At 44.7% G+C, this 13,884-nt stretch carries 11 protein-coding genes; 1 reads left to right on the top strand and 10 read right to left on the bottom strand.

The genetic code is table 11. From position 1 onward, the window contains the following. Positions 1-22 precede the first annotated feature (22 nt). On the top strand, positions 23-1,741 hold the full coding sequence (gene cysI / locus ASE42_RS10700; RefSeq protein ID WP_056766932.1) for an assimilatory sulfite reductase (NADPH) hemoprotein subunit: 1,719 nt from the start codon (positions 23-25) through the stop codon (positions 1,739-1,741). A 29-nt stretch (positions 1,742-1,770) separates the two neighbouring features. Here the strand turns inward: cysI and ASE42_RS10695 are convergent, their stop codons facing one another. The 10 genes from ASE42_RS10695 to ASE42_RS10650 form a co-directional block, all read right to left on the bottom strand. Beyond that, positions 1,771-3,705, bottom strand: a complete 1,935-nt coding sequence (locus ASE42_RS10695; RefSeq protein WP_056766930.1) for an AMP-binding protein — start codon at positions 3,703-3,705, stop codon at positions 1,771-1,773. A gap of 13 nt (positions 3,706-3,718) precedes the next feature. Further along, positions 3,719-5,242, bottom strand: a complete 1,524-nt coding sequence (locus tag ASE42_RS10690) for an acyl-CoA carboxylase subunit beta (protein WP_082580737.1) — start codon at positions 5,240-5,242, stop codon at positions 3,719-3,721. Positions 5,243-5,260: 18 nt separating this feature from the next. Further along, positions 5,261-6,043, bottom strand: coding sequence for an enoyl-CoA hydratase (locus ASE42_RS10685; protein ID WP_056766926.1), 783 nt, complete (start codon positions 6,041-6,043; stop codon positions 5,261-5,263). Positions 6,044-6,055: 12 nt separating this feature from the next. Continuing rightward, a complete protein-coding gene (locus ASE42_RS10680; protein ID WP_056766924.1) occupies positions 6,056-6,964 on the bottom strand; it encodes a hydroxymethylglutaryl-CoA lyase in 909 nt (302 codons plus the stop codon). Between the two features lie 11 nt (positions 6,965-6,975). After that, entirely contained in the window at positions 6,976-7,191 is a 216-nt protein-coding gene (locus tag ASE42_RS10675) for an acetyl-CoA carboxylase biotin carboxyl carrier protein subunit (RefSeq protein ID WP_024425681.1), read from the bottom strand. Then, positions 7,188-8,537 carry an acetyl-CoA carboxylase biotin carboxylase subunit gene (locus ASE42_RS10670; protein ID WP_056766921.1) on the bottom strand — a complete coding sequence of 450 codons (1,350 nt, stop codon included), beginning with the start codon at positions 8,535-8,537 and terminating at the stop codon, positions 7,188-7,190. The genes ASE42_RS10675 and ASE42_RS10670 overlap by 4 nt, the downstream gene beginning before the upstream one ends. An 8-nt stretch (positions 8,538-8,545) precedes the next feature. After that, positions 8,546-10,183 (bottom strand): AMP-binding protein, encoded by a 1,638-nt coding sequence (locus ASE42_RS10665; RefSeq protein ID WP_056766919.1) that lies wholly within the window; start codon positions 10,181-10,183, stop codon positions 8,546-8,548. Positions 10,184-10,225: 42 nt separating this feature from the next. Continuing rightward, positions 10,226-11,368: an acyl-CoA dehydrogenase family protein gene (locus tag ASE42_RS10660; protein ID WP_024425684.1), complete on the bottom strand. Its 1,143-nt coding sequence runs from the start codon at positions 11,366-11,368 to the stop codon at positions 10,226-10,228. Between the two features lie 143 nt (positions 11,369-11,511). Next, complete coding sequence (locus tag ASE42_RS10655; RefSeq protein ID WP_056766916.1) at positions 11,512-13,053, bottom strand: glycoside hydrolase family 10 protein; 1,542 nt, start codon at positions 13,051-13,053, stop codon at positions 11,512-11,514. Positions 13,054-13,077: 24 nt separating this feature from the next. Then, the gene (locus tag ASE42_RS10650) at positions 13,078-13,884 is read right to left on the bottom strand and encodes a tyrosine-protein phosphatase (RefSeq protein WP_056766914.1); all 807 of its coding nucleotides are present in this window, start codon (positions 13,882-13,884) and stop codon (positions 13,078-13,080) included.

The raw sequence follows: 13,884 nt of genomic DNA, 5'->3' as shown, positions 1-13,884 counted from the left end.
AAAGAAAGGAGCTTTTACTTACATGGTGAAGACAGCATTAACAGCGCCGGATGGACCTCCGAGTGACGTAGAGGAAATCAAAGAAAAAAGTGATTATTTACGGGGTACTTTAAAAGAAGTGATGCTTGATCCGATTTCAGCGGGTATTCCTGATGATGATAACCGTCTGATGAAGCATCACGGCAGTTATTTACAGGATGATCGTGACCTGAGAAATGAACGGCAAAAACAAAAGCTTGAGCCTGCCTATCAATTTATGCTGCGCGTCCGCCTGCCTGGCGGAATCGCTACATCCAAACAGTGGCTTGTGATGGATGAGCTTGCTCATAAATATGGAAACGGTACGTTAAAGCTGACAACTCGTGAAACCTTTCAGCTTCACGGTATTTTAAAATGGAACATGAAAAAGACCATTCAAGACATTCATTCCACTATGCTTGATACGATCGCTGCTTGCGGCGATGTGAACCGTAATGTCATGTGTACATCAAACCCCTATCAATCAGAAGTGCACCATGATGTATACGAGCTCGCCAAAAAATTAAGTGATGACCTGCTTCCGCAAACAAGAGCGTACCATGAAATTTGGCTTGATGAGGAAAAGGTAGCAGCAACGCCTGATACAGAGGTTGAGCCGATGTATGGTCCACTTTATTTGCCAAGAAAATTCAAGATTGGTGTGGCGGTCCCTCCTGCTAACGATATTGATGTATTTTCGCAGGATTTAGGCTTCATTGCGATTATTGAAAATGATCAATTAGTCGGTTTTAATGTCGCGATTGGCGGTGGAATGGGTATGACTCATGGTGATACAGCGACCTATCCTCAGCTTGCAAAAGTAATTGGCTTTTGTACACCGGAACAAGTTGTAGAGATTGCCAAACAAGTGATCACCATCCAGCGGGACTACGGAAACCGTTCGGTGAGAAAAAATGCCCGCTTTAAATATACAGTGGACCGTCTCGGTCTTGAGAATGTAAAAGAAGAGCTTGAGCGCCGCCTTGGTTTTTCCCTATTAGACGCAAGAGATTATCACTTCGATCATAACGGTGACCGCTATGGCTGGGTAAAAGGCATTAATGGCAGATGGCATTATACGATGTTTGTAGAAGGCGGACGTATCACGGATTACGATGATTATCCGCTGATGACAGGCATTCGTGAAATCGCAAAGATTCATACAGGTGACTTCCGCTTAACAGCGAATCAAAATTTGATCATTGGAAACGTCACATCTCATAAAAAGAAACAAATCGAGCAGCTCATTCAGGAGTTTGGTTTGTCAGATGGACAACAGCACTCTGCACTGCGCCGCAGTTCAATGGCCTGTGTTGCTCTTCCGACATGCGGCTTAGCGATGGCAGAGGCAGAACGCTACCTCCCGCGCTTAATTGACAAAATTGAAGAGATTGTCGAAGAAAATGGCTTAAGTGATAAAGAAATCACGATTCGTATGACTGGATGTCCAAATGGATGCGCCCGTCATGCGCTTGGTGAAATTGGCTTTATCGGGAAATCACCTGGCAAATACAACATGTATCTTGGCGCTGCGTTTGATGGCAGTAGATTAAGTAAACTGTACCGAGAAAATGTAGGAGAAGAAGACATTTTAAACGAGCTTGGCACTCTACTCCCCCGCTATGCAAAAGAACGCGAGGAACATGAACATTTCGGTGATTTTGTGATTCGGGCAGGTATTGTAAAAGAAACAACAGATGGCACGAATTTTCATGTACAATAAAAAAGACAGGACGCTCTCCTGTCTTTTTTTTATGGACCTTGTTTTCTTTTCAAGTATTCGCAAATGCTGTTATACACATCAGGATTATCTAGAGACGAAAGATCTGGTGAAGGCTGCTGTTCATAAGCTCCTTTTAATAAACGCCGGACGATTTTTCCGTTTCTTGTTTTCGGTAAAGCTGAAATAAGATGAATTTCCTTTGGTGTGAGCGCTTTTCCCGCATATGAACCTACATGTATTTTGAGCTCTTGAATGAGTGCTGCTTCTTCAAAAGTCTGTGAACTGGCCACAATGAAACAAACTAGTGCTTCTCCCTTCACCTCATCCTTTACTCCAATCACAGCAGCCTCATGTACGGCTGGATGCCCGACAAGAATGGATTCAATTTCAGCTGGACCAATGCGTTTACCTGCTGTATTAATGACATCATCCGATCTGCCCGTGATATGGAATGCGCCATCCTCTGATTGCATCACCCAATCACCGTGCGTCCACACCCCATCAAATCGTTTAAAATAGGTGTCTTCATATCGCTTCGGATCTTTCCAAAACCCACATGTCATGCCGACCCACGGCTTTTTCACAACAAGCTCCCCTACCTCATTCAGAACGCTCTCTCCTGCCTCATTATACACATCTGCCGCCATTCCTAAGATGGCCGCATTAAAAAGGATCGGTTTGATTGGACGAAGCAGCGTACTTCCTACAATACCGCCAGAAACCTCTGTTCCCCCTGAGTAATTTAAGATTGGAATGTGCTTTTGACCAATGGTGTCAAAAAGCCATTGCCATGGTGCTTCATTCCACGGTTCACCTGTAGATATGATGGCTTTCACATGCGGCAGCTCAATGTCTGAAAGGTTTTGCTGCATCGCAGAACGAACAAAAGTAGGTGAAAGTCCAAAATGGGTGACTTTTTGGTCGTGGATGAATGACCAAAGGTGGTGTTCATCTGGATAATCGGGGGCGCCGTCATATAAAACAATTGCAGCTCCATTGATCAAGCCGCCAAAGACGAGAAAGGGCCCCATCATCCATCCCATGTCTGTGAGCCAAAACAAACGATCTCCTTTTGCAACGTCCATACAAAGACCGGCATCAAAAGCCGCTTTTACAGGAAAGCCTGCGTGTGTATGAACAGCCCCTTTTGGTGTACCGGTTGTTCCAGACGTGTATAAGATCATAAGTGGATCTTCATTTGAAAGATAAGTTGTTTTACTCAGTGGTTCCTCTTTTAACAAATCGTTTAGCTGAATATCCTCTTTATATCCAGTAGAAGAGGAAGCATGTACAATGACTGTTTGGACAGTCTTGGTTTTGTCGATCGCTTCTGCCGCACATTTACGCATGTTGATCGTCTTTCCCCGGCGCGTCACGCTTGAGCCTGTGACGACAATGGTTGCACCTGATGCACGAATACGTACGGCAAGAGGCTCGCTTCCATAGCCAGAAAAAACCGGGCTAAAGATGACACCAATCTTTGCAAAGGCAAGCATGACAGCAGCCGTTTCCGGAAGCATCGGCATATAAATGACCGCTACATCCCCTTTTTGTATTCCCTTCTTCAAAAAACCAGCAGCGAGACGATTGACCTTTTCTTGAAGTTCGAGGAACGTCCATCTTCTCTCTTCTCCCGCTTCATTTCTCCACATCACAGCTGGTTGATGCTGAGTTTCTTCATTCTCTGCCCATTTGTCAACAGCCGTTTCGACCACGTTGAGCCGGCCGCCTTTATACCAATTGGGCCACATGAATGAATCTTGGCCTAATGCGGCTTCATAGGGCTCCTTCCACACGATGCCGACCGCCTTTTCGGCTTCTCTCCAAAACCAATCGGTCCGCTCGATACTAGCTTGATAGAACGCATCATAAGTAGAAAAACCAAGTGAATGCATCCATTTGTAAAGGCGTGTTTGTTTCATCATCTGTTCTTCGGGTATCCACGCTGGTTTTAGGTTCATCATGAGGCCGCCCCCTTTAGACCGGATAAACCGGGTGTTTTCGTCTTGTAAATGTCATCTCTTTAGAGGTATAGGCTTGTAATCTATGACAAAGCTCATCTCGCAAATGGTCAAATGGGATGACACCATCGACAATCATTTCAGAGGCAAGCTCATATATATTCATATCTTCCTGGTATTCCTTGCGTTTCTCTTGAATAAATGCTGCTCTTTCCTCAGCAGGCAGTTCGGCAATTTTATTCGCATAGACAGCATTTACAGCGGCTTCTGGCCCCATGACAGCAATTTGTGCTGATGGAAGTGCGAGGCAGCAATCCGGTTCAAAGGCTGGTCCTGCCATTGCATATAAACCTGCACCATATGCTTTACGAACAATGACGGATATTTTCGGAACGGTTGCCTCTGACATGGCGGAGATCATTTTCGCCCCATGCCTAATAATACCTGCTTGTTCCACTTTTGTTCCGATCATAAACCCCGGTATATCCGCAAGAAAAAGGAGCGGAATATGAAAGGCGTCACATAGCTGAATAAACTTGGCGGCTTTGTCGGCCGAGTCATGGAATAATACGCCGCCTTTTACCCTAGGCTGGTTGGCAATAAGACCAACAGGCTGACCATTCATACGGCCAAATCCTGTGATCAGCTCTGCGGCAAATAGCTTTTTGATTTCAAAAAATGATCCTTCATCAATGAGTAAATCAATGAGCTGATACATATCAAAAGGGGTATTCTGCCCTTTAGGAATGAGGTCTTGGATGGTGATCTCTGATGGTTTAGGTGCGATTGCGGCTGCCCGTTTTGGTTTTTCTGTATAGTTGGCAGGCATGTAAGTTAAATAAGTGCGGGCGATTTGAATGGCTTCTTCCTCTGTTTTTGCTAAAATATCGCCGCATCCAGAAATGCTGCAATGCATTTTTGCTCCGCCCATTTCTTCAAGGGATACTTTCTCTCCAATCACCATTTCGGCCATTCGCGGTGAGCCTAAGTACATTGAGGCATTCCCTTCGACCATGACGACGATGTCACAAAAAGCAGGAATGTAAGCACCTCCGGCTGCCGAAGGACCAAATAGTAAACAAATTTGCGGAATACGTCCAGACAGCTTCACCTGGTTATAAAAAATGCGGCCTGCACCCCTTCTGCCTGGAAACATGGCGATTTGATCGGTGATTCTAGCACCCGCAGAGTCAACTAAATACAGCATTGGGCAGTTGAGCTTTTCGGCTGTTTCCTGGATTCTAATGATTTTTTCTACCGTTTTGACGCCCCATGATCCTGCTTTGACGGTAGAATCATTTGCCATGACGCAAACAGTCTGCCCATTCATCCGTCCTGTCCCTGTGACAACACCATCTGCTGGTAAATGTTCATTTTGACACTCGGCAAACATGGCATCCTCAATGAAAGAATCCTCATCTAATAACAACTGGAGGCGGTCACGGACAAACAATTTTCCTTTTTCTTTGTTTTTTTGATGGTATCGGTCGGCCCCGCCTTTCAGAATCTGCTGTTTTTTTAGTTCATATTCTTCGATCATACCCATTCCCCTTTCTTGCTACCTGCCTCTGTATTGAGGCGTTCGTTTTTCTTGGAAGGCTTGAAGACCTTCCGTTCGATCTTCTGTCTCAATGAGCCGTAGATAGGCTTCGTATTCCTTTGTCAAACCTGTATGCAAATCGTGATCAAGGCTTGATTGAATCGCTTGTTTCGCTTCTTTTAAGGCAAGCGGGCCATTTTTGATGATTTGTTTTGCAAGAGAGATGGCATCGTTCATGAGGGAATCTGCTACAGAGATATGCTCAATCAGCCCAATTTGAATGGCTTCTTCTGCTTGTAATGATGCGCCTGTGAAAATAAGTTCTTTTGCTTTACCGAGTCCAATGAGGCGCGGAAGGCGCTGCGTCCCTCCGGCTCCTGGTATGATAGCTAGTCCTGTTTCTGGCAGGCCGAGTCTTGCTCCGGCTCGTGCAATGCGGAGATCACAAGCGAGCGCGAGCTCAAGTCCTCCGCCTAGTGCGTGTCCGTTCATCACTGCAATGACAGGTACAGGAATAGATTCAATCTCGATAAAGGTTTGCTGAATCGAAAGAACAGCTCCTTTTGCTTCTGCTTCTGTCATCAATCGTCGTTCTTTTAAATCTGCTCCAGCACAAAAGACTTTTGAACCGGCTCCTGTAATGAGAAGACAGCGAATGCTTTCATCGTGTTTGATTTCTTGAATGATTTGATTAATCTCCTCCAGCATTGGAGCAGATAGGGAATTCGCTTGTTCTGGCCTGTTTAAGGTCATGATGCCGATCTGTTCATCTTGTATCGAAAAATGGATCAATGATGTCATGTTATTCATCCTTTATGAAGTAGTCTGAGAGTGATAAGCACGTAAACAGTGACTAGGCAGGGTTCGATCTACTTTTGCTTCAATCCATTCTGCCGCTTTAATTAATGCAGGAAGGTGAATATTTGTCTCAATTCCTATTTTTTGAAGCATATGCACCACATCTTCTGTCGCCACATTTCCGCTGGAACCAGGTGCATAGGGACATCCGCCAAGCCCGCCGCTGGAGGAGTCAAATATGGTGATCCCTGCTTTTAATGCCGTATAAATATTCGCAAGAGCCATCCCCTTCGTATCATGAAAATGAAGAGCGATTTTATCAGCAGGAAAACGTTCGAGTAAAATGTCTAAGCGTCTTTCTACTTGAAGCGGATGGGCTTCACCGATGGTGTCACCGAGAGATATTTCATCAATGCCATAAGAAAGCAAAATATCCGTTAACCGGAGGACTTGATCCATTGGCACTTGTTTTTCATATGGGCAGCCAAACACGGTGGAAATATACGCGCGCGTGTTTTTTCCTGCTGCTTTTAAATCAGCTGTCATTTGTTTGATAACAGGAAGTGTTTCGTGGATGGATTGATTCATATTTTTCTTGTTATGTGTTTCACTCGAAGAGATGAACATAGCGCCTGTGTCAAGATTGGCTTCAAAAAAATGAGCTAAGCCTTTTTCATTGGGAATGAGTGCTGCATAGGTGATGCCGTCTTTTTTGTTAAAGGATTGGGTGAGTTCTTTGGCATCTTTTAAGGCTGGAACCCATTTAGGATGAACAAATGATGTGATTTCAATATAAGGGAGCTGGGCTGCTGCGAGCAGATCAATCCACGTTCGCTTCTCGCCTGTGTCCAGCCAGACTGATTCATTTTGCAGTCCGTCCCGCGGCCCGACCTCCCTGATAAGCACACTCTTTGGTAATGCCATCTGGCTCCCTCCTATTCTGATAGTTCTAAAAGAACCTCTCCTTCATCGACAAACTCTCCCTCTGCCTTATACACTTTACTGATGATCCCGCCCTCTTCAGCAACGATCGGAATCTCCATTTTCATTGATTCTAAGATGGCAACCTCCTGTCCTTTTTGCACTTCATCGCCTTGTTTCACAAGAAGCTTCCACAAGTTTCCGGCCATTTGAATTGTGACAGTTTTCATGAACGGTTTTCCTCCCTTTTTTTCATGAGAAAATCGGTGGTGATGCTGCCTTGTAAGAAAGCAGAAGATCCGGCCATTTCCCTTAAAAGCGGTAAGTTGGTTTTGATCCCTTCTATTTCATATGCTTGTAATGCCCCTTTTAATCGTTCTATTGCAAGTTTTCGTGTATCACCGTAAACGATCATTTTCGCAATCATTGGATCGTAAAAAGGGGTAATGATGCTTCCGTTTGTCACGCTTGACTCATGACGGATATACGGAGCTTCAGGTGTGGAAAGCCGAGTGATCGTTCCTGGTGATGGATAAAAGGTGACGGGATCTTCCGCATAAATTCTAACCTCGATGGCATGGCCGATTTGATGAATATCCTCCTGATTAAAGGAAAGCGGCTCACATGCAGCGATTTTCAGCTGTTCCTCGACAAGGTCAATGCCTGTAATTTCTTCTGTGACAGAGTGCTCTACTTGTAATCTTGTGTTCATTTCTAGGAAATAAAATTGTTGATGCTGATCGACTAAACATTCAATCGTTCCTGCATTTTCATACCCAATCGCTTTGGCTGCTTTGACGGCCATCTCCCCCATCTGATGTCTCACCGATTCATCGAGACAGACGGCTGGTGCTTCTTCAATGATTTTTTGATGTCTTCGCTGGAGTGAACAGTCGCGCTCAAATAAGTGAACCCCATGGCCGAAGGAATCAAAAAGGACCTGAATTTCAATGTGCCGAGCGTTTTCAATGACCTTTTCCATATACAGCGTCCCATCGTTGAAAAAGCTTTGCGCTCTTTTTTGATTCCCTTCAAAAGCCCTGTACAGCTCCTCGTCATTTTGCACGAGCTGCATGCCAATTCCACCGCCCCCGCTTGATGCCTTGAGCATAATCGGATAACCGAGTGACTGCGCTTGACTGACCCCTTCTTCTGCATCATGCAGCGGAGCTGAAACGCCTGGTACAATGGGGATACCTGCTTGAGCCATCGTTTTTCTTGCTTCAATTTTATTCCCCATTCGCTGAATGACTTGTGCGGATGGGCCAATAAAGGCGATTCCTTCGCTACGGCAGCGTTCTGCAAAGGCTGCATTTTCTGATAAGAGGCCATATCCTGGGTGGATGGCATCTGTATGTGTCTGTTTGGCTACACGAATGATGGCTTCCATGTTTAAATAGCTTTCAGATACTTTCGCGCCTCCAATCAGATAGGCGCTGTCTGCTTCTTGCACATGAAGTGCATGCTGATCTGCTTCTGAATAAACGGCAACGGTGTGGATCCCGAGCCTTTTACACGTTCGAATAATTCGCCTAGCAATTTCGCCTCGATTTGCAATCAGTACTTTTTGAAACATCACTGCCTTCACTCCTTTATTAGATCAAGCGCCTGCTTTTTCAGACGAAATTTTTGAATTTTCCCTGATGCGGTCATTGGATACTCGTCAGTGATGAAAAAATATTTAGGAATTTTGTAGCGTGCCATTTGCGACTGACAATAGCTGGTGAGTGTCTCAATTGTCACCGTCCTACCTTGTTTAAGCCGAATGAATGCGGCGGCTTCTTCTCCATACGTCTCGTCAGGTATACCAACGACCTGTGCATCAAGAATATCCGGATGAGTATAAAGAACATCCTCAATCTCTTTTGGATAAACATTCTCCCCGCCTCTAATGATCATATCTTTCAGCCGTCCTGTGATTTTCACATAGCCGTCCTCATCCATCTCTGCTAAATCACCCGTATGAAGCCAGCCGTCCTGATCAATCACTTCATTTGTGGCTTCTTCATTTTTATAGTAGCCTTTCATCACATGATAGCCTCTTGTACACAGCTCTCCTTGTTCTCCTCTTGGTACTTCCTCCGGCGTGCCTGGAACGGTGATTTTCACTTCAATGTGAGGAAGCGCCCGGCCGACCGTTTGAACCCGCCTTTCAAATGAATCATCCGTTCTTGTTTGGGTAATGACAGGAGAGCTTTCCGTCTGTCCGTAAGCAATCGTGAGCTCCTTCAGTCCCATTTGTTCAATGACGGCTTTCATCACATGGGACGGGCAAAGAGATCCTGCCATAATGCCCGTTCGTAATGTGGACAGATCGTATTGGTGAAAATTCGGATGGTCGAGCTCTGCAATGAACATTGTCGGGACGCCGTGAAGGACGGTGCACTTCTCTTTTTCTACGGTTTGAAGAACTCGCTCTGGGTGGAAGGATTCAATTGGAATGATCGTTCCTCCTTTTGTGAGACATGCAAGCACGCCAAGGACGGATCCAAAGCAATGAAAGAAAGGAACAGGGATACACATTCGGTCCTTTTGGGTGAGCTTCATACAATCTGCGATTTGGCTGGCATTGCAGACAATGTTTGTATGGCTGAGCATGACTCCTTTTGGATAGCCGGTTGTGCCTGAAGTATATTGCATATTAATGACGTCATCCGGTGCAAGCTCATCCATTCGTTTCTCCCACTCATCATCCTCTGTTCTTTTGGCAGCTGCTTGAATACTGTTCCAGCTGCGCATGCCCTTTGGCGTGTGCTCACCTATATAGACGACACTTTTTAAATAAGGAAAAGATGAGGATGTGATCTCTCCTTGATGAGCGTTTTGAAGCTCCGGTATGAGTTCATCAAGCATTTTGACATAGGATGTCTCTTTAAACCCGTCTACGATAAACAGCATGCTGCTATCAGAGTGCTTGAGTAAATAAGCGAGTTCTTGTGATTGAAAGTTTGTATTCACGGTGACAAGAACGGCTCCAATCGACGCGCAGGCGAATTGCAGCATGAGCCATTCGGGTACATTGGGCGCCATGATGGCGATATGATCCCCTTTTTGAACCCCTAATGCCATAAGACCTTTCCCGGTTTCCTTGACTTCTCGATAAAACGCTTCATATGAATAACGTAAAGAACGTTCCGGATACACAATGGCTTCATGTGCTGGATGCTGCTCCCTTTTCTCTTTTAATAACGAGCCGATTGTCTGTGGATGAATCGACATCATGGCTTTCCTCCTCCATTGATGGTAAGCGTTTTCATTATCGGATTACGCTAACAGTTGTCTTGCGATGACTAGACGCTGAATTTCAGAGGTCCCTTCTCCAATTTCCATTAGCTTGGCATCTCTCACAAGCCGTTCTACACCACATTCTTTCATGTAGCCTGTTCCCCCGTGAATTTGAACAGCATCAAGACTTGCTTTTGTCGCCATTTCAGAAGCGAAGAGTTTGGCATAGGCAGCTTCTTTTGTAAACGGCTTGCCGTGATCTTTCAGCCAAGCGGCTTTCCACACCATTTGTCTGGCAAGCTCTATTTGCATCGCCATATCTGCCAGCTTAAACTGAATCGCTTGGAAGGAAGAAAGGGTCTGCCCAAATTGCTTTCTTTCTTTTGCATGCGAGAGCGAAGCATCTAGTGCAGCTTGTGCGATGCCAACTGATAACGCAGCAATTGAAATGCGCCCCCCGTCTAATGTATATAAAAATTGCTTAAAGCCTTTCGCTGGGTCTCCTAAAATATTCTGGGCTGGTACACGTACACCGTCTAAAATGATTTCTGCTGTATCTGAACCGCGCACGCCCATTTTGTCATATGGATTTGTAATGGTCAGCCCTTTTTGCCCTTTCTCCACAATGAAGGCGGAGATGATCGGGCGGCCGTTTTCATCTTGATCCGAGACAGCAGTGACGATAATGGTTCTGGCAAAATTGGCGTTTGTGATCCAGCACTTTTCCCCGCTAATGACATACTCTTGTCCGTCTTTGACTGCTTTTGTTTTCGTCCCTTTTGCATCTGACCCTGCATTTGGTTCTGTTAATCCGAAGGAACCAAGTGCTGTTCCAGAAGCCAGCGGGACAAGGTGGTCCATCTTTTGTTCCTCTGTACCGAAGTAATAAAGCGGGCTTGCGCCTAAGGAGACGGCTGCGGCATAGCTAAGACCTGTACTGGCACACTGTTTTCCGATTTCTTCTACAGCGAGTGCATATGATATCGTATCTCCTCCTGAGCCGCCGTATTTCTCTGGAAAGGGGATGCCCATAAAGCCGAGCTCCCCCATTTTTTGAAACGTTTTGGCTGGGAATACGGCCTGTTCATCAATGGTTTGAGCGAGTGGTGCAATTTCTGCTTTGGCGAAATCTTTGACCATCTGGCGGATCATTTGTTGTTCTTTCGTTAATTCAAAATCCATCTTGCTTCCCCCTTTAGCTCTTTTCTATCATATTTATTAATCAAGCAGCTGCTTCATGCCAAGCTTGATTGAATTCAGAAAATTAAAACAAGAATAATAGAAAAAAAGCATGAACGAAGAAAATCTCACTCATGCTTTTTCTGTTATTTCACTATTTTTGTAGAAGGCTTGCTTTCGTGATGAAGACGATTAAGAGCCGTAATCTTGTAAGTATCCATTTTCTTTTGATTGACTGGGAGGTCTTTAATCGTTGTTATGGCGCCTTTTTCTTTTCTAACCGTTTGCAGCAATTCATATGTTCCTTTATTTGTTAATCGATAGACCGCATAATAGGATACGGTAGAATGCGGATCATTTTTGATTTGTAAAGCCGTACCATCCGATGTCTTTTTCACAGATTGAATGATTGGTTTTTTAGGTGCTTTCTGATGAAGCCAAGGCATTTCTGGAATGAGAGCTGGTTTGCTGTATGACTCTTCTATCAATCGATCCTTTACATTCAAAGGGTTGCGATTGAGATCCTTCAAGCTGAAATGCATGCTTCCCTGCACAAGCTGTGACTGCCTGTTCAGCTCAATCTGCCTAAAATATTCTTCCGGGTCAGACCAAGCAGGGTCACTGTTTTGATTAATTTTATATGCCGCCTGCCCAATGTACAGGTGAACCGGCTCCCCTTTCACCTCATTTGACCACCATTTCGTCAGCACATCATAAGCGGCAGCTTGAAAGCCGATGCTCCAGTAAATTTGCGGAGTAACATAATCAATATCGTGCTGCTGAATCCACTCTCTTGTATCAGCATACAAATCATCGTAGTTGGTCATTCCTGCAGTGGTGTTTGAACCAGTCGGGTCATCTTTTATGTTACGCCATACCCCGAATGGACTAATACCAAATTTCACATACGGTTTTTCTTTCTTAATGGTGTCATTGATTTGCTTCACCAGCTGATTCACATTATCTCTTCGCCAATCTTCTATATGAGTAAATGCTTTTTTTCCATATGTTTCATACGTTTCTTGATCTGGAAATGGTACACCGGCTATTTTATATGGATAAAAATAATCATCCATATGCACTGCATCAATATCGTAGTTTTTCACAACTTCTTCGATACCGCCGATAATGAAGTCCTGAGTTTCAGGAATACCAGGATTGTAATAAAGCTGATTACCATACGCAATCGTCCAATCAGGATGTTGTCTTGCAGGGTGATCGGCAGACAAACGGCTGAGATCAGTATGATTCATTGTGATTCGGTAAGGGTTAAACCAAGCGTGAAATTCAAGGCCGCGTTTATGAGCTTCTTCGATCATAAACTCAAGCGGATCGTACCCCGGATCTTTCCCTTGTGTTCCAGTCAAATATTCTGACCACGGCCCGTATGCTGAAGGATAAAAGGCATCTGCTGTTGGTTTAATTTGCATAATGACGGCATTCATATTCATCGCTTTGATTTCGTCTAACAAACGAATAAACTCTTGCTTCTGCTCTGCTACGGGCAGCCCCTTCTTTGAGGGCCAATCTAAGTTATAAACAGATGCAATCCATACCGCGCGCATCTCTCTTGTGCTCTCAAGCTTCCCTTTTGGCACTGCACGAGCTGCTAGACTGCTAGAAGGAATCAATAAAAATACAAACATCAACATCAGTGTTAAAACTGTCATACTGATCTTTTTCAGCATGTTTTGCATCACCTCATCTTAAGTTTATTCCGCTTTTTGTGATGGAATGCCAGCAGATGGTGTAAGCAGAATGTTTTTCATTTCATTGAGCTGAGCTTCAGGGACTTTGCAGGCTTCAATTAAATACCGCTCTGCACTCCCGTATGTCTCCAGCATTTCGTGCAGCACATCTTCAAGATAATCTTGCTGCACACCGACAAGCGGCTGAATTTGTTCTTTTGACACCCGGTATAAACTCATCAATCGGACAAATCGTTCCTGCCTTCTGACGAGCATTTGCACGCCTTCATTGGAACGCATGTATTCACTTAAAACGACAGCCTGCGGTACACCTGACACCAACTGAATCAGGGCAGATAAAAAACCTGTACGGTCCTTGCCACTCGTGCAGTGAAGCATCAGCGGGTAATGGCTTTGATCTGAAAGCAGTGTGAACAGCTGCCGAATCTCTTCTTTACGCTCTGTCAGCATGCTTTGATATAACTCTTTCATGATCGGTGTAAATGAGAGAGACTTCCCTTCTGTTACCAGCATACGAAACATGGTCCATTTACTTGGCATCTTACTGTCAGGCTGCATCGGAATATGGACGATTTTGTCGTGTTCCTTGATCTTTGGCGGATGTGATTTACGTTCTGAGGCTGTACGGAGGTCACAAACGGTTTGAATTCCGAGTGCTGAGAATATCTCGATGTCTTGTTTCGACAAACGGGATAAGTCTGCGGATCGATAAATCATTCCCTGTTTGATCACCATCCCATCTGTTGTTTGAAGCCCCCCTACTTCTCTAAAATTCGCAAGCTTTGAAAATGGGTTGTTTGATTGATTCAT

The sequence above is a fragment of the Bacillus sp. Root920 genome (genome assembly GCF_001429445.1).
In the GTDB taxonomy this organism is placed as follows: domain Bacteria; phylum Bacillota; class Bacilli; order Bacillales; family Bacillaceae; genus Bacillus; species Bacillus safensis.
The sequence above is the reverse complement of the archived record's forward strand: the minus strand, read 5'-3'. Positions and strand labels throughout refer to the sequence as shown.

Coding starts and splice junctions, on each gene's coding strand:
- cysI (WP_056766932.1), top strand. CDS start 23: ATGGTGAAGACAGCATTAACAGCGCCGGATGGACCTCCGAGTGACGTA.
- ASE42_RS10695 (WP_056766930.1), bottom strand. CDS start 3,705: ATGATGAACCTAAAACCAGCGTGGATACCCGAAGAACAGATGATGAAA.
- ASE42_RS10690 (WP_082580737.1), bottom strand. CDS start 5,242: ATGATCGAAGAATATGAACTAAAAAAACAGCAGATTCTGAAAGGCGGG.
- ASE42_RS10685 (WP_056766926.1), bottom strand. CDS start 6,043: ATGACATCATTGATCCATTTTTCGATACAAGATGAACAGATCGGCATC.
- ASE42_RS10680 (WP_056766924.1), bottom strand. CDS start 6,964: ATGGCATTACCAAAGAGTGTGCTTATCAGGGAGGTCGGGCCGCGGGAC.
- ASE42_RS10675 (WP_024425681.1), bottom strand. CDS start 7,191: ATGAAAACTGTCACAATTCAAATGGCCGGAAACTTGTGGAAGCTTCTT.
- ASE42_RS10670 (WP_056766921.1), bottom strand. CDS start 8,537: ATGTTTCAAAAAGTACTGATTGCAAATCGAGGCGAAATTGCTAGGCGA.
- ASE42_RS10665 (WP_056766919.1), bottom strand. CDS start 10,183: ATGATGTCGATTCATCCACAGACAATCGGCTCGTTATTAAAAGAGAAA.
- ASE42_RS10660 (WP_024425684.1), bottom strand. CDS start 11,368: ATGGATTTTGAATTAACGAAAGAACAACAAATGATCCGCCAGATGGTC.
- ASE42_RS10655 (WP_056766916.1), bottom strand. CDS start 13,053: ATGCTGAAAAAGATCAGTATGACAGTTTTAACACTGATGTTGATGTTT.
- ASE42_RS10650 (WP_056766914.1), bottom strand. CDS start 13,884: ATGAATCAATCAAACAACCCATTTTCAAAGCTTGCGAATTTTAGAGAA.